The sequence below is a fragment of the Sinomonas susongensis genome (assembly GCF_005877005.1).
Lineage (GTDB): Bacteria > Actinomycetota > Actinomycetes > Actinomycetales > Micrococcaceae > Sinomonas > Sinomonas susongensis.
Window position 1 is genome coordinate 1 of record NZ_SSNH01000021.1, and the last position, 23,484, is coordinate 23,484.

At 68.7% G+C, this 23,484-nt stretch carries 21 protein-coding genes and 1 pseudogene; 17 read left to right on the top strand and 5 right to left on the bottom strand.

Annotation, left to right across the window (positions count from 1 at the left end; genetic code table 11):
• Positions 1-117 (top strand): annotated as a pseudogene (locus tag E6A21_RS18255) (IS30 family transposase); the annotation flags it as partial.
• 105 nt (positions 118-222) lie between these two features.
• Here E6A21_RS18255 and E6A21_RS17415 read toward each other — a convergent pair.
• Positions 223-1,242, bottom strand: a complete 1,020-nt coding sequence (locus tag E6A21_RS17415) for a LacI family DNA-binding transcriptional regulator (RefSeq protein ID WP_138445436.1) — start codon at positions 1,240-1,242, stop codon at positions 223-225.
• Positions 1,243-1,380: 138 nt separating this feature from the next.
• Here E6A21_RS17415 and E6A21_RS17420 point away from each other — a divergent pair, with 138 nt between their 5' ends.
• The 9 genes from E6A21_RS17420 to E6A21_RS17460 all read left to right on the top strand — a co-directional run bounded on the left by E6A21_RS17420 (position 1,381) and on the right by E6A21_RS17460 (position 11,466).
• Positions 1,381-2,733, top strand: coding sequence for an ABC transporter substrate-binding protein (locus E6A21_RS17420; RefSeq protein ID WP_171041462.1), 1,353 nt, complete (start codon positions 1,381-1,383; stop codon positions 2,731-2,733).
• Positions 2,734-2,763: 30 nt separating this feature from the next.
• Positions 2,764-3,825, top strand: a complete 1,062-nt coding sequence (locus tag E6A21_RS17425; protein WP_138445437.1) for a carbohydrate ABC transporter permease — start codon at positions 2,764-2,766, stop codon at positions 3,823-3,825.
• Positions 3,822-4,742, top strand: a complete 921-nt coding sequence (locus tag E6A21_RS17430; protein WP_138445438.1) for a carbohydrate ABC transporter permease — start codon at positions 3,822-3,824, stop codon at positions 4,740-4,742. Before E6A21_RS17425 ends, E6A21_RS17430 begins: the two co-directional genes overlap by 4 nt.
• Positions 4,743-4,744: 2 nt before the next feature.
• A complete protein-coding gene (locus E6A21_RS17435; protein ID WP_138445439.1) occupies positions 4,745-5,581 on the top strand; it encodes a sugar phosphate isomerase/epimerase family protein in 837 nt (278 codons plus the stop codon).
• A 47-nt stretch (positions 5,582-5,628) separates the two neighbouring features.
• Positions 5,629-7,050: a glucuronate isomerase gene (gene uxaC, locus E6A21_RS17440; protein WP_138445440.1), complete on the top strand. Its 1,422-nt coding sequence runs from the start codon at positions 5,629-5,631 to the stop codon at positions 7,048-7,050.
• Between the two features lie 38 nt (positions 7,051-7,088).
• Positions 7,089-8,393 carry a mannitol dehydrogenase family protein gene (locus E6A21_RS17445; protein ID WP_138445441.1) on the top strand — a complete coding sequence of 435 codons (1,305 nt, stop codon included), beginning with the start codon at positions 7,089-7,091 and terminating at the stop codon, positions 8,391-8,393.
• 120 nt (positions 8,394-8,513) lie between these two features.
• On the top strand, positions 8,514-9,743 hold the full coding sequence (manD, locus tag E6A21_RS17450; RefSeq protein WP_138445452.1) for a D-mannonate dehydratase ManD: 1,230 nt from the start codon (positions 8,514-8,516) through the stop codon (positions 9,741-9,743).
• Positions 9,740-10,276: a gluconokinase gene (locus tag E6A21_RS17455; RefSeq protein WP_246036612.1), complete on the top strand. Its 537-nt coding sequence runs from the start codon at positions 9,740-9,742 to the stop codon at positions 10,274-10,276. The genes manD and E6A21_RS17455 overlap by 4 nt, the downstream gene beginning before the upstream one ends.
• A 218-nt stretch (positions 10,277-10,494) precedes the next feature.
• The gene (locus tag E6A21_RS17460; protein WP_138445442.1) at positions 10,495-11,466 is read left to right on the top strand and encodes a phosphodiesterase; all 972 of its coding nucleotides are present in this window, start codon (positions 10,495-10,497) and stop codon (positions 11,464-11,466) included.
• Positions 11,467-11,629: 163 nt separating this feature from the next.
• On the opposite strand, the gene E6A21_RS17465 is transcribed toward E6A21_RS17460, so the two are convergent.
• The gene (locus E6A21_RS17465; RefSeq protein WP_171041463.1) at positions 11,630-13,228 is read right to left on the bottom strand and encodes a stealth family protein; all 1,599 of its coding nucleotides are present in this window, start codon (positions 13,226-13,228) and stop codon (positions 11,630-11,632) included.
• Positions 13,229-13,303: 75 nt separating this feature from the next.
• On the opposite strand from E6A21_RS17465, the gene pyrE reads away from it, so the two are divergent.
• Complete coding sequence (gene pyrE, locus E6A21_RS17470; RefSeq protein ID WP_138445443.1) at positions 13,304-13,891, top strand: orotate phosphoribosyltransferase; 588 nt, start codon at positions 13,304-13,306, stop codon at positions 13,889-13,891.
• The gene (locus E6A21_RS17475) at positions 13,872-14,954 is read left to right on the top strand and encodes an alpha/beta fold hydrolase (RefSeq protein ID WP_171041464.1); all 1,083 of its coding nucleotides are present in this window, start codon (positions 13,872-13,874) and stop codon (positions 14,952-14,954) included. The genes pyrE and E6A21_RS17475 overlap by 20 nt, the downstream gene beginning before the upstream one ends.
• Before the next feature lie 28 nt (positions 14,955-14,982).
• Here E6A21_RS17475 and E6A21_RS17480 read toward each other — a convergent pair whose 3' ends face one another.
• The 3 genes from E6A21_RS17480 to E6A21_RS17490 all read right to left on the bottom strand — a co-directional run bounded on the left by E6A21_RS17480 (position 14,983) and on the right by E6A21_RS17490 (position 19,441).
• Positions 14,983-17,358 (bottom strand): glycoside hydrolase family 65 protein, encoded by a 2,376-nt coding sequence (locus E6A21_RS17480; RefSeq protein WP_138445444.1) that lies wholly within the window; start codon positions 17,356-17,358, stop codon positions 14,983-14,985.
• Positions 17,359-17,455: 97 nt separating this feature from the next.
• Entirely contained in the window at positions 17,456-18,187 is a 732-nt protein-coding gene (locus E6A21_RS17485) for an HAD family hydrolase (RefSeq protein WP_171041465.1), read from the bottom strand.
• Between the two features lie 369 nt (positions 18,188-18,556).
• Positions 18,557-19,441 carry an HAD-IIA family hydrolase gene (locus tag E6A21_RS17490; protein WP_138445445.1) on the bottom strand — a complete coding sequence of 295 codons (885 nt, stop codon included), beginning with the start codon at positions 19,439-19,441 and terminating at the stop codon, positions 18,557-18,559.
• A 135-nt stretch (positions 19,442-19,576) separates the two neighbouring features.
• On the opposite strand from E6A21_RS17490, the gene E6A21_RS17495 reads away from it, so the two are divergent.
• From E6A21_RS17495 to E6A21_RS17515, 5 genes are read left to right on the top strand one after another with little or no spacing between them, the layout of a single operon-like run.
• Positions 19,577-19,984, top strand: coding sequence for a TOBE domain-containing protein (locus E6A21_RS17495; RefSeq protein ID WP_138445446.1), 408 nt, complete (start codon positions 19,577-19,579; stop codon positions 19,982-19,984).
• Positions 19,981-20,778, top strand: a complete 798-nt coding sequence (modA, locus tag E6A21_RS17500) for a molybdate ABC transporter substrate-binding protein (RefSeq protein WP_138445447.1) — start codon at positions 19,981-19,983, stop codon at positions 20,776-20,778. Before E6A21_RS17495 ends, modA begins: the two co-directional genes overlap by 4 nt.
• Positions 20,756-21,574, top strand: a complete 819-nt coding sequence (locus E6A21_RS17505) for an ABC transporter permease (protein WP_138445448.1) — start codon at positions 20,756-20,758, stop codon at positions 21,572-21,574. The genes modA and E6A21_RS17505 overlap by 23 nt, the downstream gene beginning before the upstream one ends.
• Positions 21,571-22,659, top strand: coding sequence for a sulfate/molybdate ABC transporter ATP-binding protein (locus E6A21_RS17510; RefSeq protein ID WP_138445449.1), 1,089 nt, complete (start codon positions 21,571-21,573; stop codon positions 22,657-22,659). Before E6A21_RS17505 ends, E6A21_RS17510 begins: the two co-directional genes overlap by 4 nt.
• A gap of 34 nt (positions 22,660-22,693) precedes the next feature.
• Positions 22,694-23,362 (top strand): TrmH family RNA methyltransferase, encoded by a 669-nt coding sequence (locus tag E6A21_RS17515; protein ID WP_138445450.1) that lies wholly within the window; start codon positions 22,694-22,696, stop codon positions 23,360-23,362.
• Positions 23,363-23,484 lie beyond the last annotated feature (122 nt).

The following is a 23,484-nucleotide window of genomic DNA, read 5'->3' on the forward strand; positions in this document are numbered from 1 at the left end:
TACCTCGAGGCCATCGCCTTCGAGATGAACAACCGGCCACGCAAGACACTAGGCTTCAAAACACCACGAGAAGTCTTCCTCGAAGACATCGAACAGGCCGTTGCCAACATGCCTTGAATCCGCCTTCTGACCGGATGCTCGACGACGGCGGCGTGTCGCTCTGCGGCACGCCGCTTCCGTCGCTCCAAAGCGGCTTCCGTCGCTCGAGGGCGCGAAGCGGCTTCAGGCCCGCGCAGGCCCCGTCGACGCGCGGATCTTGAGGTGCGTGGGCATTACGGCGAGCTTCCGTGGTGTACCGCCGCGGATGGGGTCGAGCTGCGCCATGAGCATCGAGACCGCGACGCGGCCCGCCTGCTCGATGGGCGAGGAGATGGTCGTGAGGGGCGGGTTGCAGAAGTCGGCCCCGAAGATGTCGTCGCACCCCACGATGCTGATGTCCTCCGGCACCCTCACCCCGCGCTCGCGGAATCGCCCGAGCATGCCGATGGCAAGGAGGTCGTTGAACGCGATGACCGCCGTCGCCCCCGCTCCCAGGGTGGCATCGGCCGCGGCAGCACCGGACAGGGCCGTCGGCGCGTAGGGGCCCAGCCGCGTCGCAGACATTCCGCGCTTTGCGGCGGCCTCCTCGATCGCCTTCCAGCGGCGGTGGTTCGACCACGAACTCGTCGGGCCTCCCGCATAGACGACCGATCGATGCCCGAACGACGCAAGGTGCTCAAGGGCCTGGACGACGGCGCCCGGCGTGTCGATGAGCACTGTGGGCGCCTCCGCCGTCGCCCGGTTGATGGTGACGAGCGGCTGCCGCGATGCGGCGTCGCTGAGCTGCTGGTCGGTCAGGCGCGACGCTGCGAGGAGCACCCCATCGGTGGAGCGGCGCAGCTTGCGCAGGGTGTCGAGTTCGACGTCGGTTGCCTCCTCCGTGTCGACGAGCAGCTGCGTGTAGCCCGAGGCCTTGAGCTGGTACTGCGTGCCTCGGATGATGTCGAAGTAGAAGGGGTTCGTGATGTCCGGGACGAGGACGGCGATGACGCCCGTGCGCCCCGAGCTGAGGCCCCGCGCCTGGGTGCTCGGAACGTAGTGGAGCTCCGAGGCGATGCGCTCGATCTTCTCGCGCGTCCGGGCGTTGACCCGCTGGGGATTCGAGAGTGCGCGGGACACCGTGGAGGTGGCGACGCCGGCCAGCTCAGCGATGTCGCGGATGGTCGGCATCCGCTCGGCCGAAGAGGGCGTCTCAGGGTTCATGGCGTCAATTGGAGCATCGCTGGCAACTTTTGGCAATCGCTTGCCGCCTGTTGCACATGTTCCTAGGCTCATGCTTATCGATGCAGGGGTGAGTTCGGTCACATTCGCACTTCCCCGTGGTACTCAAGGAGGAGACACATGCGCTTCGGCACCAAGGCCAGTCTGGCCGCGATCGCCACAGCGGCGGCACTCGCCCTGTCGGCTTGCGGCAGCGGATCATCCAGCAGCTCGTCGAGCGGGGCGGTGAACGGGGCCGGAAAGACCCTCGACGTTCTCGTCGGCGTCAACACCGCTTACCCCCAGCAGCAGAAGCAGTGGATGTCCGACACGGCCGCCAAGTTCCAGCAGCAGACGGGCGCCACCCTCAAGTTCGAGACCTTCACCTCGGCCAACGAGGAGCTGACCCGCATCCAGACGTCGGTCGTCTCCGGGCAGGGCCCTGATGTCTACGCACTGGGCACGACCTTCACGCCGACTGCGTACTCCACGGGCGCGTTCAAGGTCCTCTCCGATTCCGACTGGAGCAAGATCGGCGGCAAGGACCGCTTCAACCAGGCCGCACTCGGCATCTCCGGCCCGGACCAGAGCCACCTCATCGGCGTTCCGTTCGCGAGCCGCCCGTTCGTCATGGCCTACAACAAGACCCTGCTCCAGGCCGCCGGCATCGACAAGCCCGCGACCTCGTGGGACGATCTGGCCACCCAGGCGAAGAAGCTGACTGACCCGGCCAAGGGCCAGTACGGCATGGCAATCGCCTACAAGGACAACTTCGACCCCTGGAAGTACATCTGGGGCATGTCCGTCCAGGCCGGAAACCCGCTCGTGGATGGCAAGACGGCGAAGCTCGACGACCCGACGGTCAAGACGGCGTACTCCACGTACTTCGGCTGGCTCACGAAGGACAAGGTCGTCAACCCCGCCTCGGTCGGCTGGACCAACAGCCAGGCCCTCGCGGACTTCGCATCGGGCAAGGACGCCTACTTCCTCATGACGAGCTCCGGCTCGATCCCGACTCTCGACAAGTCCGCGCTGAAGGACCAGTGGGACTACGCCCTGATGCCGACCGTGGCCCCGGGCCAGACGTCGGACAAGGCAGGCTCGAACTCGGCAGCATCGATCCTCTCGGGTGACAACCTGGTGGTTGCGAACTACTCCAAGAACCAGGACCTCGCGTTCGCCTACATCAACCTCGTGACGAGCAAGGACGAGCAGCTCAACTACCAGAAGATCTTCGGCGACCTGCCCGCCAACGCCGACGCGCTCGCGTCGCTTGACTCGGCGCCGCACATGGCGGCCCTGACGCAGGCGGCCAAGGAATCCAAGGCGACGCCGTTCACCGGCGCGTGGAGCGACATCCAGCTTGATCTTCTCAACGTGGTCGTGCAGAGCATCCCGGACCTCTCGTCCGGCAACGTGTCCGACTCCAGCCTGAACTCCCGCATCAGTGATGCGCAGAACAAGGCCCAGCAGTCCCTGAACAGGGCAAAGTAACCTGCGGACGCCGATCCGACGAGGCACATCATGACAACAAGCAATCCCGCATCCGGGACCCGGCACGCCGCTCGCGCGGCGCGCCGGGCCGCCGGGCCGGCCCCCGCCGTCGGCCCTGACAGCACCTCGGGCGAGAGCCCGACGAGGTCCGTCCCCGTCATCGCCGAGGGCCTCGAGACGCCCGCAGGCGGCCGCCGTCGTCGGGGTCCCTCCGAGCGCAACCGGCCCCTGTGGATGCTCATCCCGGGCGGTGTCCTGATGGTCATCGTGATCATCGTCCCGCTCCTGCTCGGCATCTACATGTCGTTCCTCGACCTCGACCAGTACACGCTGCGGCAGTGGATCGAGGCCCCCTTCATCGGGGTGGCGAACTACATCGAGGCCGTGAGCCAGACCAACCTGTTCCACGGCGTCTGGCTGAGCGTCTCCTACTCCTTCATCGCGACAGTCATTGCCATGCCCATCGGCATCGCCGCCGCCGTCGCGACACAGAACGCGTTCAAGGGCCGCGCCCTCGTGCGTTCCGTGTTCCTCATCCCGTACGTCCTGCCGTCCTTCGTCGTCGCAACAGTGTGGCGCACGATGTTCCAGCCCGGCAGCATCATCGACAAGGCCTTCCACGTGTTCGGCGCGGACCCGGGTCTCTTCCTCAACGGGCCCAACACGTACTGGACCCTCGTGTTCGTGCAGATCTGGGCGTCCTGGCCGTTCATCTACCTGCTCGCGCTCGCGGGCCTCCAGGCCGTCGACCACGAGGTCCACGAGGCCGCCGCCCTCGACGGCGCCCTCTGGTGGAAGAAGCTCCGATACGTGGTCTTCCCCTACCTCAGGGGGCCGATCTCGCTCGCCTTCATCATCGGAATGCTCAACCACATCAACAACTTCACGCTCCCGTTCGTGCTGTTCGGCATCCCTGCGCCGCACGACGTCGAACTCCTGCCCGTCCTCACGTATGTGACGAGCTTCCAGAGCTTCCGCTTCGGCCTGAGCGCCGCGATGGCGGTCGTCTCGCTCATCCTCATCGCGATCCCGCTCTTCATCTACCTTCGCGTCGTCAAGCTTGACGACGCCGAACAGGGAGGCCGCAAATGACCGCCACCATGGCCACCCGCCCGGGGGGGACCGCCGTCGTCGACCGCCCCGGCTCACGCCAGCAATCCCAGGTGACGCGCCTCCTGCCCACCTGGCTGATAGCCCTCGTCATCGCGGCCCTGGCCCTGTTCGTGCTCGCTCCGGTGGTCTACATCGTCCTCGCCAGCCTCAACTCCGACATCTCGGTGGCTCGCGGCGACTTCTGGCCGGCGGTGTTTACCCCGAGCAACTATGCGAACATCTGGACCAACGTGGGCCTCGCGAACGGCCTCATGAACTCGATCCTCGTGGCCGGCTCGACCGCCGTGGTCTCGGCCGCGCTCTCGATCGGCACGGCATACGTGCTCGTGCGGTACCAGTTCTTCGGCCGCCTCACGATCATGCGCGGCCTCCTGGCGCTCCAATCGGTGCCCGGCACGCTCCTCGTGCTCCCGGTGTTCGTGCTGTTCTCCTCCTCGGCCACGTACCTGGGCCTCCAGGTCATCGGCACCCGGTGGGGCCTGTTCATCACTTACCTGACGTTCGCGCTCCCGTTCTCGACGTGGGTCATGGTCACCTACCTTCGGGGCCTGCCCCGCGAGCTCGAGGAGGCGGCGCGCATCGACGGCGCGACCAGCTTCGGGATCCTCACCAGGATCATCCTGCCGCTCAGCTGGCCCGGCATCATCGTCTCCGGGATCTTCGCGTTCCTGCTGGGCTGGAACGATGTGCTCTTCGCGTCCGTCATGACGAATCCTGAAAGCCAGACCGCGGCCGTCGCGCTGCAGATCTTCGCGACGAGCACCGAGGGAGGGGCGATCCCGTACTACGGCCAGATGATGGCCTCCGCGCTCGTGTGCGCGGCGCCGGTCGTGATCCTGTACCTGTTCTTCCAGAAGTATCTAGTGGGCGGCCTGACCGCCGGAGGGGTCAAGTAGCTATGGCGAATGTCGAGTGGGCACTGTCCGGTTTCGGTGATGAGATCGACGACGACCCTCGGGTCCAGGCGGCTGTCATGCGCGCCCTGGGTGCGAGCCACATCGAGGTCCGGAGCGCGTGGGGCACGAACATCATCGAGCTGGGCGAGGAACAGCTTGCCGAGCTCAAGAAGGTGTTCGACGAGGCCGGGCTCAAGGCGTCGGCGATCGCCTCGCCCATCGGGAAGGTCGACGTCGGCCTCCCGGTCGAGCATGAGGTCGAGCGGCTCGGCCGCGCCCTCCGCGCGGCCGAGGTGCTCGGCGCCCCCTACATCCGCATCTTCTCCTTCTACTACGAGGGCAAGGCGCCGGAGGACGTCCGGGACGCCGTGATCGAGCGGATGACGGCGCTGGCCCGGCGGGCCGAGGGAACTGGGGTCACGCTCGTGCACGAGAACGAGAAGGACATCTTCGGCGACATCCCCGAGCGTGTCCTCGACATCGTCGAGACCGTTGATTCCCCCGCGCTCAAGCTTGCGTGGGACCCGGCGAACTTCGTCCAGGTGGGTGTCAAGCCGTTCTCGGACGGCTACGAGCGCCTCCGCCCGCACGTCGTGTACCTGCAGGTGAAGGATGCGCTGTCCTCAACCCGCCAGGTCGTCCCGGCCGGGGAGGGCGACGGCGAGGTGCTCCGGACCGTCGAGGCTCTCCGCGACAGCGGGTACGAGGGCTTCGCGTCTCTCGAGCCCCACCTCGCGTACGCCTATGAGACGGGGGGCTTCAGCGGCCCGTACGCCTTCGGGGTCGCGGCCCGCGCGTTCGCGAAGGTCCTGGAAGCGGCAGGCGTCGGGGCCGTCTGAGCGAGCCTCCTGCCCGCCCTGTCCGCCAGCACGAATTGAAAGAGACGATGACTGATTCCCTTGCCGCCCACCCGGATCGGCTCTTCCCTGCCGAGGCCGGAACACGCCAGATCGCGCGCGAGCTGTATGCGGACGTCGAGCACTTCCCCATCCTGTCCCCGCACGGGCACGTACCTGCCGAGTGGATCGCGGACGACGTCCCGTTCCCGGACCCCACAGCCCTCCTCGTCACCCCTGACCATTACGTCACCCGGCTCATCCACGCGTCAGGCGTTCCGCTGAGCGAACTCGGGTTCGGCGAGGGGCACGGGCCCGAAGCCTCCCTGCAGGGCTGGCGGCACTTCGCAGAAGCGTGGCCGCTCTTCGACGGCACGGCTTCGGGATACTGGCTGCGCAGCGAGTTCGAGCACGTCTTCGGCCTCCCCGCGGAGATGGTGGAGTCGTTCGGTCCGGAAAACGCGGACGCCGTGTACGACGCGATCGCGGCGAAGCTCGCCGAACCGGACTTCCGCCCCCGAAGGCTCTTCGAAGACTTCCGGATCGAGGTCCTTGCCACGACCGACGACCCCCTCGACTCCCTCGAGGCGCATGAGCGGCTCGCGAAGGACGAGTCCTTCCACGGGCGGGTCGTGCCGACCTTCCGTCCTGACGCCTACATCAACGTCGCCCACCCGGAATGGGCCGAGCGGGTCGAGCGGCTCACGGCAGAGGCGGCCAGCGGGGTGGGCGGGTTCGCCGGCTACCTGCGGGCGCTCGAGGCGCGGCGCCGGTTCTTCGTGGACCGTGGCGCCGTCTCGGCCGACCACGGCGTCCGGACCCCGCTCACGCTCAAGCTCGAGCGGTCGGAGGCCGAGGCCCTCTTCGACAAGGCCCGCCGCGGGGAGGCGACCCCGGCCGACCGTGATGCGTTCGAAGCGCACATGATGTGGGAGATGGCGCGGATGTCGGTCGAGGACGGGCTCGTCATGACCATCCATCCCGGCTCGTTCCGAAACCACCACGGGCCGACGTTCGCCGCCCACGGCGGGGACACGGGCCACGACATCCCGTTCGCGGTCAACTACACGGCGGGTGTGCACGCGCTCCTGCAGGATTTCGGAACCGCGAAGGACTTCCACCTGGTCCTGTTCACACTCGACGAGACCGTGTTCTCCCGGGAGCTGGCCCCGCTGGCCGGGTTCTACCCGTCGGTGTACATCGGTGCCCCGTGGTGGTTCCTCGACGCCCCCGACGCTATGCTCCGCTTCCGGTCCGCCGTGACCGAGACGGCAGGCTTCTCGCGCTCGTCGGGCTTCATCGACGACACCCGTGCCTACTGCTCGATCCCGGCCCGGCACGACACCTCCCGCCGGATCGAGGCCTCGTTCCTCGCTAGGCTGGTCGCGGAACACCGCATCACCGAGGCCCGCGCGCATGAGCTCATCGTCGACATCGTCGACCGTGCGCCCCGGCGCGTGTTCAAGCTCTAGTGGCCCAGCTGCCATCGCCAAGCTCCAGGAGGAAGCCCATGCCGAGCACCACCACTGAGCTGCCGCTCCTGAGCCGCAACGGGGAGCCGGCGCCGCCGGTGCGGATCGTCCACCTCGGCCTGGGCGCCTTCCATCGGTCGCATCAGGCATGGTTCACCGCCCACGCCTCGGATGCCGCCCAGTGGGGCATCGCTTCGTTCACCGGGCGGCGTCCCGACGCCGCGCTCGCGCTAGCCCCTCAGGAGGGACTTTTCACGCTCGTCGAGCGCTCGGCCGACGGGGACCGCTTCGAGGTCGTCGGGTCGATCGCCGAGGCGGTCGACGGCGCGGACACCGCGCGTCTCGAGGACCTCCTCGCCGCCGCGGACACCGCCGTCGTGACCCTCACCGTGACGGAGAAGGTGTACGACGACGGCGGCCCCGACGCGCCGCTCGGGCGCCTGGTTCGCGGGCTCGCCGCGCGCCGGGCCGCGGGAGGCGGGCCGATCGCCGTCGTGAGCTGTGACAACCTCGCCGGGAACGGCGAGGTGGCGAGGTCCTCCGTGGTCGGAATCGCCGAGGACCTCGACCCCGGACTCGGCGGGTGGGTGCGGGAGAACGTGAGCTTTGTCGGCACGTCGGTGGACAGGATTACCCCACGGACGACGCCGGACGACGTCGCCGAGGTCGCGGAGCGGTGCGGGTACCGGGATGCTTCTCCCGTCGTGACCGAGCCGTTCGCCTCCTGGATCCTCTCGGGCGACTTCCCGGCGGGGCGGCCGGCCTGGGAGGATGCGGGCGCCCAGTTCGTGCCCGACATCCAGCCGTTCGAGAACCGGAAGCTGTGGCTCCTCAACGGGGCCCACACGCTGCTGGCTTACTCGGGCCAGCTCCGGGGGCATGAAACCGTGGCGGAGGCGCTCGCGGATCCCGTGTGCAGCAGCGCGATGGAGGAGTTCTGGGACGAGGCTGCCCGGCATCTCACGCTGCCCGAACTCAAGGTGCCTGCGTATCGGGCGGCCCTGCTCGAGCGGTTCGCGAACCCGCGGATCGCCCACTACCTCGCCCAGATCGCGCAGGACGGCTCGGTCAAGCTGCGCCTGCGGGGCGTGCCGGTCCTGAGGGCGGAACGGGCGGACGGCCGTTCGGGCCTTGGAGCAGCGCGCATGATCGCCGCCTGGATCGACTGGCTGGCGGATGCCGCGGAAATCTCGGACCCGCTCCTGGGGGCCATACGGGAGGCGCTCGGCCGCCCGGGGCGGGACCGGGCCGAGGCCCTCATTCGGCTTGTCGACGCCGACCTGGCAGCCGATGCCGCGATCGTCGACCTCGTCCACGGACTCCTGGGGTTCGCCGCCCGATGAAATTGGCAACAGTGGCAACCGATTGCCACTGTTGCGGCGAGTCTCAGTATCCTGAGGTGCAGCCAAGACCGCGCAGACCACGCACGGTACGAGGAACCGTTCTGAATGGAGAGGACCACCGTGAAGATCGTTGCCGCTGAGGTGTTCGTGACGAGCCCGTCGCGGAACTTCGTGACGCTGAAGATCACGACCGATGAGGGCATCACGGGCATCGGGGACGCGACCCTCAACGGGCGCGAGCTCGCCGTCGCGGCGTACTTGAAGGAGCACGTCGCCCAGCTGCTGATCGGCAAGGATCCGCACATGATCGAGGACACGTGGCAGTTCCTGTACCGGTCCTCGTACTGGCGGCGAGGCCCGGTGACGATGGCCTCGATCGCTGCCGTCGACATGGCGCTCTGGGACATCAAGGGCAAGGTTGCGAACCTCCCCGTGTACCAGCTCCTGGGCGGCGCGTCCCGCCGCGGCCTCCGCGCCTACGGGCACGCGTCGGGCACCGACCTGCCCTCGCTGTTCGACTCGATCCGGCATCACCTCGAACTCGGCTACAAGTCGATCCGCGTCCAGACCGCGATCCCCGGTATCAAGGCCGTCTATGGCGTTGCAGCCCAGACCCAGGCATCGGGGGAGAGGTACGACTACGAGCCCGCCGGGCGCGGTGCGTTCCCGGCCGAGGAGGACTGGGACACCCGGGCCTACCTCAAGCACCTGCCGACCGTGTTCGAGGCCGTGCGGAACGAGTTCGGCCCTGACATTCCGCTCCTCCACGACGGCCACCACCGGATGACCCCGGTCCAGGCCGCGAAGCTGGGCAAGGCCCTCGAGCCCTACGACCTGTTCTGGCTCGAGGACTGCACCCCGGCCGAGAACCAGGAAGGGCTGCGCCTCGTGCGCCAGCACACGACGACGCCGCTCGCGATAGGCGAGATCTTCAACACGGTCTGGGACTTCCAGCTGCTGATCCGCGAGCAGCTCATCGACTACGTGCGCGCCGCCTCGACCCACTTCGGCGGGATCAGCCCGCTCAAGAAGGTCATGGACTACGCGGCCCAGTACCAGATCAAGTCCGGCTTCCATGGGCCCACGGACATCTCGCCGATCGGATTCGCCGCCCAGCTGCACGTGGGCCTCGCGATCCACAACTACGGCATCCAGGAGTACATGCAGCACTCTGACGCGACGAACACGGTCTTCGAGCAGTCGATGACGTTCATCGACGGCTACCTCCACCCGGGCGAGAAGCCGGGCCTCGGCGTCGAGTTCAACGAGGAGGCCGCGGCAGCCTACCCGTACCAGCAGGCGTACCTGCCGTACAACCGCCTCATCGACGGCACGGTCCACGACTGGTGACGGACGTGGGCGGGGTGCCGCAGGTGTTGCACGTGATCGTGATGGGCGTCTCCGGCTCGGGCAAGAGCACGGTCGGGGAGCTGCTCGCCAAGGAGCTCGGCGGCGAGTACCTCGACGGTGACGTGCTGCACCCGCAGGCGAACATCGAGAAGATGGCCGCAGGCATCCCGCTCACGGACGAGGACCGCACGCCGTGGCTCCGCACGATCGGCGAACACATGGCCAACTCCCACGGGACGATGGTGATCGGCTGCAGCGCCCTACGGCGCACCTACCGCGACATGATCCGTCATGCCGCGCCGGACACCCGGTTCGTGCACCTCGTTGGGAGCCGCGAAATCCTCGCCCAGCGCATGAAGACGCGCCCCGGGCACTTCATGCCGCCCGCGCTGCTCGACTCCCAGATCGAGACGCTCGAAAACCTCGAGCCTGACGAGTTGGGCCAGGTCTTCGACATCACCGAGCCGCCGGAGCAGATTGCCCGCGAGGCGGCGGAGTGGCTGCGCTCCGGTCACACTCGTTCCCGTCACTGAGCGTCATATGGGACGCGTTCGAGCCCGTGCCCGCGTTCTCCGGAGGCGCTGAAAGCCCGGCGAAGTGTGGCTGTGAGGGCGAGGTTCGGCTTCCGGGAGATTCCTCCCGGTTTTGCGGTGTGTTCATTGGACATTAAGCTCTTGTGCGTTTTTCATGTGTGCACTGACTTCATCTGTGCACTCTGGGGCTCAACCCCGAACAGGACAAGAAGGCTGATATGGGCACCGTCAAGGCCGAGCATCCTCGGCCCCGCCATTTCCTCCTCCACCTCAGTGACACTCACCTGCTCGCAGGAGAGCGGCTCGGAGGCCACCTCGACCCCGGAGCGACTCTCGAGCGCGTCTTCGAGCAGGCGGCCGACGCCGGAGGGGCACCTGAAGCGATCGTCGTGACGGGAGACCTTGCCGACCGGGGGCAGGTAGCCGCATACCGGCGGCTCCGGGAGATCGCCGAGCCCGCCGCCGAACGGCTCGGGGCGCGGCTCATCTGGGCGATGGGGAACCACGACGACCGGGCTTCGCTCCGGTCCGTGCTCCTCGACGAGGAGCCGTCGAGCGAACCGCTCGACCGGGTGCACTGGCTCGGCGGCTTGCGGGTGGTCACACTCGACACGACGGTCCCCGGTTTCCACCACGGCGAACTCGAGCCGTCGCAGCTCGAGTGGCTCGCGGAGGAGCTCGACTTCCCCGCTCCGGACGGGACGCTTCTCGCGATGCACCACCCGCCCGTCCCGTGCGTCCAGGATCTGGCGGTCCTTGTCGAGCTGCGCGGCCAAAGTGCCCTCGCGGACGTGCTGCGGGGGAGCGATGTGCGCGCCATCCTGGCCGGTCACCTTCACTACTCCACGAGCGCGACGTTCGCGGGAATCCCCGTGTCGGTCGCCTCGGCGACCTGCTACACGCAGGACCTCGCCGCCGTCGTCGACCCTCAGACCGGCATCCGCGGCACCCGCGGCCGTGACACCGGTCAGGCATACAACCTGGTGCACGTCTACGGCGAGACCGTCATGCACTCGGTGGTCCCCGCCGCGGGCGGCGAGACGGTGGGCAAGGAGGTCGCGCCGCGCGAGGTCGGGCGCATTCTTGCCGAGGCCGGCGTCGAGTTCCCCGCGGACGACGGCGTCTTCCAGGACGATCGCGCGTTCAGCAACGGCTCCCATCCGACCACGGGAATGCTCCCCGTCGTCTGACTTCCCCCGCTCCCCGCACCCGCATCCACTCCATTCGTCTCGGGTACAGAAACTCCTCTTTCAGGCTGCCTGAGAGGGGAGTTGGCGTACCCGAGACGATGTGAGGGTGGGAGTTGGTGTACCCGAGACGATGTGAGGGTGGGAGTTGGTGTACCCGAGACGATTAGGGGCGGCGCTCCCAGGGGGCTGGGATCGGGAAGTACTTCTCGAGGAAGTCCGTCACACGCTCCTGCCGTTCCTGCGCCGGGACCTCCGGGAAGGATCCGTCGTTGAGGCAGAAGAAGTCCTGATTGCGTTTCTTGAGGAGCTTCCGGAGCAGCTCGAGCCCTGCGTACATCGTGGTGTCCACATAGATCACCTTCGCCCCGACCTTCGTCACCGCCCGGCCAGTGAGCAGCGCGTAGTAGTGGTACAGGGAGTTCGTGACGGAGATGTTGTCCTTGGCCCGGAAGCGGCTCGCGGCGGTCGCCTCGAACTCGGGTGCGAACTCCTTCTCCATCTCGAGCAGCACGCTCTTCCTCAGGGGAGCGGCGGTGTGCTCGAGGTGACGTGTCGTGATCCGGCCGAACCGCTCGTAGAGGAGCCGCCGGTTGACGCGCGCTGCGTTCTCGAAGCCAGAGCGGGAGAGGTGGTTGTCGCCCAGGCCGATCCGCGTCGACGCCTCGATGAACTTCGTGATTCCCCCCGGCGAGAAGAACATGTCCGGCCCGATGGGGCGGCCGAAGAACATGTCGTCGTTGGAGTACAGGAAGTATTCCGAGAGGCCATCGATGTGCTGGAGCTGAGCCTCGATGGCCTGGGAGTTGAACACGGGAAGCACTGACGGATCGCGGAAATGCTCCTCGGCCCGCACGATCGTGATCTTCGGATGATCCGCGTCGAGCCACTCGGGGACCTTGGAGTCGGTGCAGATGAAGATGCGCCGGATCCACGGCGCGAACATGTGCACGGAGCGCAGGGCGTACTTGAGTTCGTTGATCTGGCGGTACCGGGCCTCGGCCTCGTCCCCCTCGCCGAGCGCCACGCCGGGCAGGAAAGAGGCGCGGTAGCGGAGGAAGTCGGGGTCGCTCCCGTCGACCCACGAGAACACGATGTCGATCTCGAAGTCGATGTCCGTGGCGTGGTCCGCGAACATGTTCTCGATGGTGGGCCACGTGCGCCCGAAGCGTTCCACGGTTCCTCGCACGGCCTCAGCGCCCGGGACGGTGCGCCGCGTGAGCGAGTTCTCGATGGGGAGTTGAAGGAGGTCTCCCTCCCATTTCCAGAGCTCGATCTGCACGCCCGTCTCCTGGCCGTACAGCAGGCCGCCCTCGGGTTCGAGCCGGGGCCGGTAGAGCCGGAACATGCGCGCCTTGCCGCTCGCCGCGAGACGCCCGTCGGCCACGAGCAGTGCGTCGCCCTTCCGCGCGTCGACGGTGATGGAGTAGAAGGGCTCGTTGCGGCAGGCGTCCACGAGTGCCTTGCGCAGTTCCTTGCGCCGCTTCCAGTCGACGGCGATCACGGGCCGGGCATCATTGCCGCGCACGAGGAGGAACTGGATCCCCGCGCCGTCGAGGACGTCCCGCACGAAGAGCAGATCCTCCACCATCGCCTCGTGTGGGGTGAGGGTCCGGTTGACGAGCGCATAGCCCCGCCGGGTCTTGATGACGTCGTCGCGGTCCGCAAGCCGTCGGGCGGCCGCGGGGGAGGTGACCTCCTGGACGGGCGGCAGCTCGGCGTCGGGCGTTGCGAAGTAGACCTCGTCGGGGGTCGTGGAGTCCATCGGTGCCTTTCGCGCGCTGCCGCCCTGCGGGCGTCGCCGACGATCGTGTCGGGGGTTGCAACTAGAATCGTAGCCATGACTGCGCCCCTTGACTCCGCACTGCCCGACCTGGCCGCCGCCCGGGCGCGCCTCCTCGAGCTCATCAAGGAGCTCGCCGTCGTGCATGGCCGCGTGACCCTCTCGAGCGGCAAGGAGGCGGACTACTACATCGACCTCCGTCGGATCACCCTCCACCACGAAGCCTCGCAGCTCGTCGGGCGCGTCATGCTGGAGCTCATCGACAGCGCCGGCGTCACGGTAGAGGCCGCGGGCGGCCTCACGATGGGCGCGGACCCGGTGGGCACCGGGATCATGCACGTGGCACGGGAGGCTGGCCGCGAAGTGGATGCGTTCGTGGTCCGGAAGGCCCAGAAGTCGTACGGCATGGGCCGCCAGGTCGAGGGCCCGTCCGTGGAAGGGCGGAAAGTCGTGGTCGTCGAGGACACCTCGACCACCGGCGGCTCGGCGCTCACCGCCGTCGAGGGCGTGCGCAACGCGGGCGGCGAGGTGACCGCCGTCGCCGTCATCGTGGACCGGGCGACGGGCGCGAAGGAGCGCATCGAGGCCGAGGCCGGCGTGCCCTACCTCTATGCCTTCAGCAAGGATGAGCTGGGACTCGACTGAGCACCCGCCCCCACGGCCCGCCCTCGCCGAGGGCGGGCTCCAAAGCCCTGCCTCGCTGCTGCGTTCCGCGGATCGCATGCGGCGCGTCTCGCGCCGCGCGTTCCTGAGCGGGGCCATAGCCGCCGGGCTGCTCGCGACGGACATGCTGACGACCCGGGTGATCCAGAACCAGCGCCGGCAGACGGTCATGCTCACCGCGAACGACGACGACGCGAAGCGACGCTTCCCGGGCACGTCCTGGGTCCTGTTCCCCGGCTACAAGACGAGCTGGGAGCAGGGACAGCTCATCATCACCCTGCTCGCGCCGTCGCTCGGCGAGCGGGGCCAGCTTGCGGCGCTCGGCTATTCGAACGACGGGCTCGACGTCGACCAGGTCGTCGCAGCGATCCTCCGCTACGCGAGCCAGAACAGGCTCACGCGGCTGCACTTCTACGGCCACTCCTTCGGGGGGATGCTCGCGGTCGACGCAGCGTCCCGCCTGCTGCGCATGGGGGCGGCGCCGGCCGCGCGCGTGCCCCAGATCGGATCGATCGTGCTCGACTCCACGCCCGCCTCGAAGTACGACGTCAAGGACCTCACCTGGTTCGAGGGCATCGTCGACCTGTACGAGCTCGGCTTCCGGGTCCCCAGCATGCTCCGCGGTGGCTACGAGCTCGGGGAGCGGATCATCAACAAGCACGAGCGCACGTGGACCCAGGTCGTCGACGAGACGCTCGAGCAGCTCACGCCACTCGCGCCCTCGAGCGTGCTCATCCAGACAGAGTCGGAGTACATCTACGACTGGGACGTCACCCGGTACTCGGGGGAGCTGGGGCAGGTCCAGATGGGCTTCATCGGGAACCCAGGGGACCAGACCGTGGACTATGAGTCCGCGCGGGCGCGATGGCAGCGCTACTTCCCCGACAACCTCGTCTCCTCGTCGCTCGAGACAACGGGCGCGTTCCCGGCGCACGCGAGCCCCGAGTGGAACGCCTCGCTCTACAACAACGTGCTCGGCAGGCTGCTGCCACAGCTCGATCCGCTCCCGCGCCCCGTGGGGGGAGCGGGAGGCGGAGCGGGCTAGCAGAGCCGGCTGGCTCAGTCCGGCTGGCTCAGGACAGGGACGAGAGCGCACTCAGCCCTGCTGTGGGAAACGGCCGCGGGAAGACGCTCGGCTCGGGGACCGGAGGTGCGTCGAGTTCGACGGCCACCGGCTCTGAGCCGACCGCGACGATGCTTCCACGGACGCTCACGTCGAGCGGATCGCCGCCTTCGACCTGAAGCTCGAGGCGCCCCGGCGTGAGCCGCGCCCGCAGGGAGCGGCCCTGGAGCTGGAGCCGGAACTCGAGGCTCTCCCAGCCCTCGGGGAGGCGCGGATCGAAGTACGGCAGGGGGCCCTGGTCGCGGAAGCCCGCGAAGCCGTTCACAAGCGCGGCCCAGACGCCGCCCGCGGAGGCCGTGTGGACGCCGTCGATCGTGTTCTCGTGCAGATTGTCGAGGTCGATGAACGCCGCGGTGGTGAAGTGGCGGACGGCCTCCGGGATATACCCGACCTCGGCCGCCATGATGCCCTGCACGCAGGCTGAGAGCGTCGAGTCGCCGGTCGTGATGGGGTCGTAGAAGTCGAAGGCGCGCTGCTTCTCCTCCGCCGTGAAGTCCTGCCACTGCAGGAGCATCGCGAGTACTGTGTCCGCCTGCTTGAGGACCTGGTGGCGGTAGATGACGAGCGGGTGGAAGTGCAGGAGCAGCGGGTACTGCGATCGCGGCGTCTCCCAGTCCCAGGGCTCAAGCGTCATGAAGTCGTTGTCCTGCGCGTGGACCCGCATGTCCGGGTCGTACGGGAGGGCCATGTGCTCGGCGATGTGCGACCACAGGAGCCGCTCCGTGTTGGAGACGGCGGGGTGGTCGAGCGAAGCGGCGGCCCGCAGGTTGAAGCGCGCCATGACGTTTGTGTACAGGTTGTCGTTCACGACCGCCGTGTACTCGTCCGGACCCGTCACGCCGTGGATGTGGAAGTTCCCGTTCTTGCCGAAGAAGCCGAGCGATGCCCACATGCGGGCCGTCTCGATCAGCAGCTCGGCTCCTTCGCCTGCGAGGAACTCCTGATCCCCAGTAGCCCACGCGTAGCGGGCCGCCGCATACGCGATCGCGGCATTGATGTGGAACTGCGCCGTGCCGGCCGCGTAGTAGGCGCTTGCCTCCTGGCCGTTGATGGTGCGCCATGGGAAGAGCACGCCGTCGACGTTGAGCTCGGCAGCACGCGCCGCCGCGGCAGGGAGCATCTCGTGGCGGAACTTAAGCACCTGCCGCGCGGCGTCCGGATCGGTGTAGGTCAGGTAGGGGAGGACGTAGATCTCCTGGTCCCAGAAGTAGTGGCCCTCGTACCCCGAACCGGTGACCCCCTTCGCCGGAACGCCGGCGACGCCCGCGTGCGAGGTTGCCTGGGCCAGCTGGAACAGGTTCCAGCGGACAGCCTGCTGGAGGTCGGGAGAGCTGCCGATGGTGATGTCGGCGGTGGCCCAGTAGCGCTCGAAGCGCGCCCTGCTCTCCTCGAGGAGCTCGCCGAAGGTCCGCAGCGACGTGGCCGCGGCCTCCGAGAGGGCCGTCACGCAGCCGACCGGTTCGAGGGCGTCGCCCGCGAGATCGGGTGCGTTCTCCGCGCCGACCGCGTAGCTCACGCGCTTTTCGAGCCGGAACGTTTCGTGCGGGTCGATCGGCAGGACGTAGCGGACGCTGCCGCGGTCCGCCTCGACCTCGGTCGAGAACGGCGGCATGGGCGAGTTGGCGACGTGGTCGACCGCGATAGCGACGTGCTGGCGCGAGGTCATCGTGGTCCACGCGAGGCGCAGGCTGCCGTTCGAGCCCTCCGCGAGGGCCGAGTCGAGGACCCGCTCGGCATGCCGGCCGGCGCGGCGAGGGTCGTGGTCGGAATGGTCGTCGCGCGGCTGGTCCTGCCGGTTGACGACGACGGACGTCACGTCCGCGACGATCCGCCGGTCCGCGCTGATCTCGAGTTCGATGCCGACGCTTGCGCGCGACTCCGCGCCGACAACCCGCCGTTCGCGAGTGGTGACGCGCGCGCCCGACGTGCACTGCCAGGTGATGATGCACTCGTACACGCCCGTGGCGAAGTCCAGACGCCGCTGGAAGTCCACTACCTCGGAACCGGCGAGGGTCAGCTGCTCACCGTCCACCCGGACGATGGTCTCGTGCGCGTCGGGCACGTAGAGGATGCGCTGGCCCTGCTTCGCGAAGCCGTAGGCGCTCTCCGCGTGACGGATGTCGAAGGTCTCGTGGAAGCCGTTCAGGAACGTCCCGGGGAGGGCGCTGTCGGAGTCTGCCATGTGCGCTCCCCGGATGCCGAGGTGCCCGTTGCCGAGGCTGAAGAGCGTCTCGAGGATCCCCTCGGAACCCGGTGCGTGGCTCGCCTCGACGAGGGCCCACGCATCGAGCGGGAAGCGTTGACGATCTGCGGTGACAAGGGTCATGGAGATGCCGTTTCTGGAAAGCGGATGGTCCGGGCTGAATTCGGCCCGGACCGTATGGATACAGAGGGGAGGAGAAAGGGGGAGGGGGACAAGGGGTCTAGAGGAGTTCGGCCAGGTCGTCGACGATGTGCGTTGCGCCCGCAGCCTGGAGGGTCTCTGCTCCGGCGCCGCGGTCGACTCCGACGACTGCGCGGAAGCCGCCGGCCGCCGCGGCCTGAACGCCGGAGACGGCGTCCTCGATGACGACGCAGGCCGAGCGCGGAACGCCGAGCAGCTCCGCGGCGCGGATGAAGGTCGCCGGGTCCGGCTTGCCGGGGAGGCCCTCGCGGGCCGCGACGGCGCCGTCGACCACCACAGGGAAAGCCTCGGCGAGCCGGGCTGCGCGCAGCACGGCCGGGGCGTTGCGGGACGACGAGACCACCGCGAGCTTGAGTCCTCGCTCCCTCGCGGCCTCGACGAGGTGCACGGAGCCAGGATAGGGGTCGACGCCGTCCGTCTCGATGATCGTGTTGAAGAGGCGGTTCTTGCGGTTGCCGAGGCCCTGGACCGTCTCGTGGGACGCGTCGTCGTCCTCCGGCCCCTCTGGGAGGGTGATCCCCTGCGAGGCCAGGAAGTCGCGGACCCCGTCGAAGCGGGGCTTGCCGTCGATGTAGTCGAAGTAGTCGCTGTCGGCGTAGGCCGGTCCGCGGCCGACGGCGGCGAGGTAGTCCTCGAAGAGGCGGCGCCACGCGAGCTCGTGCACGATCGCGGTCGGGGTGAGGACACCGTCGAGATCGAAGAGCAGGGCTTCGGTACCGGTCCAGATGTCCAACTTGGTCTGGGACAGCATGCTGGCCTCCGTGGTTCAGTGGCGTGGCGGGTGGTGGTGTTGCAGTAGATTCAGGTCGATGCCGATGAGGGATAGATTCCTGCGGCGGTGAGCTCGTGCTTCCCGCAAGCGTCCCGTCCAACGCCCGGAGAATCTTACGCAGGAGATGTAAGCGTTTACAAGGCGGGTCGTGTGAGTCCTCTCACGACCGTTCCATCGGGCATGAGGAACAGCCCGCGCCGGGCGAGGTAGAGGTTGCTCGCGACGGTTGTTGCGGCTGCTAGGAGAGGGACCGCCCAGAGCGCAACAGTCCACTTCAACAGGCCCTATTGGAAACCTCCGCCTTCGGCACAAACGTGCGCTCGCCGCGGCGGCCGCGCGTCCTCCGCCTCAGAGCTGCTGGAGCAGCTCCGCAACCGAGCTCACGACCTGGTTTGGACGGAACGGGAACGTCTTGATGTCCTGCTGCTGCGTGATGCCGGAGAGGACGAGGACCGTGTGGAGCCCCGCCTCCATCCCCGCGACGATGTCGGTGTCCATCCGGTCGCCGATCATTGCCGTGGTCTCGGAGTGGGCGTCGATCTGGTTCATGGCGGACCGGAACATCATCGGGTTGGGCTTGCCGATGGTGTACGGCTCCCGTCCGGTGGCCTTCGTGATGAGGGCCGCAATCGCCCCCGTCGCGGGGAGCACGCCCTCCTTCGAAGGGCCGGTCGCATCCGGGTTGGTCGCGATGAACCGGGCGCCGTCCACGATGAGGCGGATCGCCGTCGTGATCGCGTTGAAGGAATAGGTCCTGGTCTCGCCCAGCACCACGTAGTCCGGGTCCTGGTCCGTGAGGATGACGCCCGCCTCGTGGAGCGCGGTCGTGAGCCCGGCCTCGCCGATGCAGTAGACCCGTGCGCCGGGCATCTGGTCCTTGATGAACACGGCCGTGGCCAGCGCCGACGTCCAGATGTTCTCCTCCGGGATGGACAGCCCGGAGGAACGGAGGCGCGCAGCGAGGTCGCGGGGCGTGAAGATCGAGTTGTTGGTGAGCACGAGGAAGCGCCGGGACGTGTCGACCCAACGCTGGATGAGCTCATCGGCGCCGGGGATGGGATGGTTCTCGTGCACGAGCACGCCGTCCATGTCCGTGAGCCAGCACTCGATCTCCTGGCCGCTGCGGTACACGACCTTGCTGCCGATGGGGGCGGGCTTGGGAACCGTGTCGAGATCGGGCGGAGTCGCGAGCGAGCCGTCGCGCTCGGCGGTAGCTGCGGGGTAGTCGGCCATTGTTCCTCCTGAGGGGGACGGTCTCCCCCCAGTCTTCCACCTCGCTTCGCAGCGCTGGGCATGAGCTTCCACACACCCGCACGTGCGGAGGAAAGTGGCTTCTGTTTCCGCAACTGCGACCCTACACTCAATGGCATGCCTCTCATTCGAATCGCTGAAGCCGCCAGCCTCCTCGGCGTGAGCGATGACACCGTCCGGCGCTGGGTGGACTCGGGCGTCCTGACCGCCGCCAAGGACGCCTCCGGGCGGTCGGCGGTCGACGGCGCCGAGCTCGCCGAACTCGCGCGCCGGCAGGCGACGGCGCCCCGAGACTCGAGCGGCGTGGCCCGCTCGGCGCGCAACAGCTTCGTCGGCCTCGTCACGAGCGTGGTCGAGGACCGCGTCATGGCCCAGGTCGAGCTGCAGTGCGGGCCGTACCGCGTTGTCTCGCTCATGAGCTCCGAGGCCGTGCGGGAGCTCGGGCTCGAACCCGGCAGCGTCGCCACCGCGGTAGTGAAGGCCACGACCGTCATCATCGAAACGGCCGGAGGGAAGGCCTCATGAGAATCGTCCTGAAGCAGGCCCTCGCGTCGGTCGGCGTCGCCCTCGCCCTCGCGCTCACGGCGTGCGGGGGGGCCCCGCAGGCGGTGAACAGCGGCAGCGCGTCGCCGTCGGCCACCTCCGGCGGCTCGGTCACCGTCTTCGCGGCGGCCTCGCTCACGGCGACGTTCACGGAACTCGGCCACGACTTCGAGGCCGCCCACCCCGGATCGAAGGTGAACTTCAGCTTCGGCGGCTCGTCAGACCTCGTCTCCCAGCTCCAGAACGGGGCACCTGCGGACGTCTTCGCATCGGCCGACCAGGCCAACATGACCAAGGCGACGAACGCCGGACTGGCCGCCGGCACCCCGCAGGTCTTCGCCACCAACGTGCTCGAGATCGCGGTACCGCCGTCCAATCCCGCAGGCGTCCGCACGTTCCAGGACCTCACGAGGTCCGGAGTCCGCCTCGTCGTCTGCGCGCAGCAGGTCCCCTGCGGGAGTGCGGCCCAGAAGGCGGCAAAGGCGGCAGGGCTCACCCTCAAGCCGGTGAGCGAGGAGCAGTCCGTGACGGACGTGCTCGGCAAGGTGATCTCGGGTGACGCCGATGCGGGCCTCGTGTACGTCACGGACGTCAAGGGCGCCCGCGGCAAGGTGAGCGGGGTGACCTTCCCGGAGTCGTCGTCGGCCGTGAACAGCTACCCGATCGTCGCGCTCAAGGCCTCCAAGAACGCCGCGCTCGCCCAGGCGTTCGTGGACTTCGTGCGCGGCGCGCAGGGGCAGAAGGTGCTCGGCGATGCCGGCTTCGGCGCGCCCTGAGCCCCGGGGCTACTCCGGCCTTCCCCGCTGGCTCTACATCCCTGCCGGTCTCGGCGTCCTGTTCGTGCTCGTTCCCCTCGTCGGCATGCTCACGCGCGTCGACTGGCTCCATTTCGTCCCGCTCGTCACCTCCGACTCCTCGCTCGCTGCGCTGCGCCTGAGCCTCGAGACGGCGTTAGCGAGCACGGCCGCGTGCCTCGTCCTCGGCGTCCCGATGGCGCTCGTGCTCGCCCGAGGCCCCGCCCGCGGCCGTCGCTGGCTGCGGGCGCTCGTGCTCCTGCCGCTCGTGCTGCCACCCGTCGTGGGCGGCCTCGCGCTCCTCTATACGTTCGGGCGGCTCGGGCTCGTAGGCCGCCTGCTCGACGTCGCGGGCGTGCAGCTTGCATTCACGACGACGGCGGTCGTCATGGCGCAGACCTTCGTCTCGCTTCCCTTCCTCGTGGTGAGCCTCGAAGGAGCACTGCGGACGGCGGGAGGCCGGTACGAGGCGGTGGCCGCGACGCTGGGCGCCGGCCCCACACACGTCTTCTGGCGCGTCACGCTCCCGCTTGTCGTACCGGGCCTCGCCTCCGGGCTCGTGCTCTCCTTCGCACGGAGCCTCGGCGAGTTCGGGGCCACTCTCACGTTCGCGGGCAGCCTCGGCGGCGTTACCCGGACCCTCCCGCTCGAGGTCTACCTCCAACGCGAGATCGATCCCGATGCCGCAGTTGCCCTCGCCCTCGTGCTCGTCGTGGTGGCGGCGGTCGTCGTGGGCGTCGCCTACGGGCGGCGCCTCGCCGGGGCGGTCGCGGCGTGAGCTTTCGCATGGACGCGTCGGTCCGGGACCGGGGACTCGAGGCCGCGCTCGACGTGCGCGACGGCGAGACCGTCGCCCTGCTCGGCCCCAATGGCGCGGGGAAGTCGACGCTCTTCGCGCTGGCGGCCGGGCTGCTCCGGGCCGATGCGGGCCGCGCGGTGCTGGACGGGCGCACCCTGTTCGACGGCTCCGCCGGCATCTGGGTCCCACCGCACGCCCGCGGCGTCGCGCTTCTCGCCCAGGAACCGCTGCTGTTCCCGCACCTGACCGTCCTGGACAACGTCGCGTTCGGCCCCCGTGCCGAGGGGGCCTCGCGGAAGGCCGGACGGCAGGCGGCAGAGCACTGGCTCGGCGAGGTCGACGCCGTCGCGCTCGCGGACCGGCGCCCCGCGCAGCTCTCGGGCGGACAGGCGCAGCGGGTCGCCGTCGCGCGGGCGCTCGCCGCCGCACCTCGGCTCCTGCTGCTCGACGAGCCGTTCGCTGCGCTCGACGTCGCCGCCGCTCCCGCCCTGCGCCGCCTGCTGCGTCGCGTGCTCGCCGACCGCACGGCCCTCGTCATCACTCACGAGGCCCTCGACGCCCACATGCTCGCGGACCGTGTTGTCGTGCTCGACGGAGGGCGGGTCGTGGAGGAGGGGCCCACGGCGGAGCTGCTCGAGCGACCGCGGAGCCGTTTTGCAGCCGGGCTCGCCGGGCTCAACTTCCTCGAGGGGCGGACGACAGCGCCGGGGCGGCTCCACGTCGAAGGCCTCGGCGACGTCTTCGGGACCGGCCCGGCGGAAGCGGACCCAGCCCTCCCTGGAGACGATGCCGTGGCCGTCTTCCGGCCCGCCGACGTCGCGGTCTATCCAAGCCGGTCCGGACTGGCCCCGGACGTTCCCCAGGGTTCGCCGCGGAATGCGTGGCGGGCCGTCGTCGAGGAGCTCGAGCCGCGCGGCCCCCAGGTGCGCGTTCACGCCGCGACGCCCCGCGCCACCGTCGTCGCGGACCTGACTCCGGCGTCTGCTGCCGAGCTCGACCTCGTGCCGGGCGCCGTCGTCGTCCTCGTGGCCAAGGCCGCGGCCGTGACGGTGTACCCCGCGTAGGCGGCCCCGCACCGCTGTCCTCTACGCTGGACCGGTGACGGAACAGGGCGAGCGCGAACACGAGCGCGAGCATGAGGTCGGCGTCGGGCCGTGGGAGGGCGCCTGGCCCGAGGGCGACCACTGGGACCACGAACTCCTTGCCGAGGGGGACCGCCGCAACGTCCTCGACCAGTACCGGTATTGGAAGCACGAGGCGATCGTTGCCGAGCTCGACACCCGCCGGCACGAGTTCCACGTCGCGATCGAGAACTGGCAGCACGACCTGAACATCGGCACTGTCGTGCGCACCGCGAACGCATTCCTCGCGAAAGAGGTCCACATCATCGGCCGCCGGCGGTGGAACCGCCGGGGCGCGATGGTCACGGACCGCTACCAGCACCTCCGCCACCACGCGACCGTGGACGACTTCGTGGCCTGGGCACGTTCCGAGGACCTCGCGCTCCTCGGGGTCGACATCTTCCCGGACTCTGTTCCGCTCGAGACCTACGACCTCCCACGGCGCTGCGTCCTCGTCTTCGGGCAGGAAGGCCCGGGGCTGACACCGGAAGTGCATGCCGCCGCCGAGGCGACGCTCTCGATCGAACAGTTCGGCTCGACCCGTTCGATCAACGCAGCCTCAGCGGCGGCCATAGCGATGCACGCGTGGATCCGGCGGCACGTGTTCGGCCAAGTGCCTTCGGGGGGCACCTTCCCGCCCGGTTGATCCTTGAGTTCAGGACTTCGAAGCAACGCTTGCGATGATTTCGGGGGCATGAGCTGAGGAGTCGCATGGCGCGTAGGGAGCTGACTGCTGAGGATCGGCTGATGATCCAGGCGGGGATTGGA

Excerpts from the sequence above, each read along its gene's own strand:
- E6A21_RS17415 (WP_138445436.1), bottom strand. The coding sequence starts at position 1,242 with ATGAACCCTGAGACGCCCTCTTCGGCCGAGCGGATGCCGACCATCCGC.
- E6A21_RS17420 (WP_171041462.1), top strand. The coding sequence starts at position 1,381 with ATGCGCTTCGGCACCAAGGCCAGTCTGGCCGCGATCGCCACAGCGGCG.
- E6A21_RS17425 (WP_138445437.1), top strand. The coding sequence starts at position 2,764 with ATGACAACAAGCAATCCCGCATCCGGGACCCGGCACGCCGCTCGCGCG.
- E6A21_RS17430 (WP_138445438.1), top strand. The coding sequence starts at position 3,822 with ATGACCGCCACCATGGCCACCCGCCCGGGGGGGACCGCCGTCGTCGAC.
- E6A21_RS17435 (WP_138445439.1), top strand. The coding sequence starts at position 4,745 with ATGGCGAATGTCGAGTGGGCACTGTCCGGTTTCGGTGATGAGATCGAC.
- uxaC (WP_138445440.1), top strand. The coding sequence starts at position 5,629 with ATGACTGATTCCCTTGCCGCCCACCCGGATCGGCTCTTCCCTGCCGAG.
- E6A21_RS17445 (WP_138445441.1), top strand. The coding sequence starts at position 7,089 with ATGCCGAGCACCACCACTGAGCTGCCGCTCCTGAGCCGCAACGGGGAG.
- E6A21_RS17460 (WP_138445442.1), top strand. The coding sequence starts at position 10,495 with ATGGGCACCGTCAAGGCCGAGCATCCTCGGCCCCGCCATTTCCTCCTC.
- E6A21_RS17465 (WP_171041463.1), bottom strand. The coding sequence starts at position 13,228 with ATGGACTCCACGACCCCCGACGAGGTCTACTTCGCAACGCCCGACGCC.
- pyrE (WP_138445443.1), top strand. The coding sequence starts at position 13,304 with ATGACTGCGCCCCTTGACTCCGCACTGCCCGACCTGGCCGCCGCCCGG.
- E6A21_RS17475 (WP_171041464.1), top strand. The coding sequence starts at position 13,872 with ATGAGCTGGGACTCGACTGAGCACCCGCCCCCACGGCCCGCCCTCGCC.
- E6A21_RS17480 (WP_138445444.1), bottom strand. The coding sequence starts at position 17,358 with ATGACCCTTGTCACCGCAGATCGTCAACGCTTCCCGCTCGATGCGTGG.
- E6A21_RS17485 (WP_171041465.1), bottom strand. The coding sequence starts at position 18,187 with ATGCTGTCCCAGACCAAGTTGGACATCTGGACCGGTACCGAAGCCCTG.
- E6A21_RS17490 (WP_138445445.1), bottom strand. The coding sequence starts at position 19,441 with ATGGCCGACTACCCCGCAGCTACCGCCGAGCGCGACGGCTCGCTCGCG.
- E6A21_RS17495 (WP_138445446.1), top strand. The coding sequence starts at position 19,577 with ATGCCTCTCATTCGAATCGCTGAAGCCGCCAGCCTCCTCGGCGTGAGC.
- modA (WP_138445447.1), top strand. The coding sequence starts at position 19,981 with ATGAGAATCGTCCTGAAGCAGGCCCTCGCGTCGGTCGGCGTCGCCCTC.
- E6A21_RS17505 (WP_138445448.1), top strand. The coding sequence starts at position 20,756 with ATGCCGGCTTCGGCGCGCCCTGAGCCCCGGGGCTACTCCGGCCTTCCC.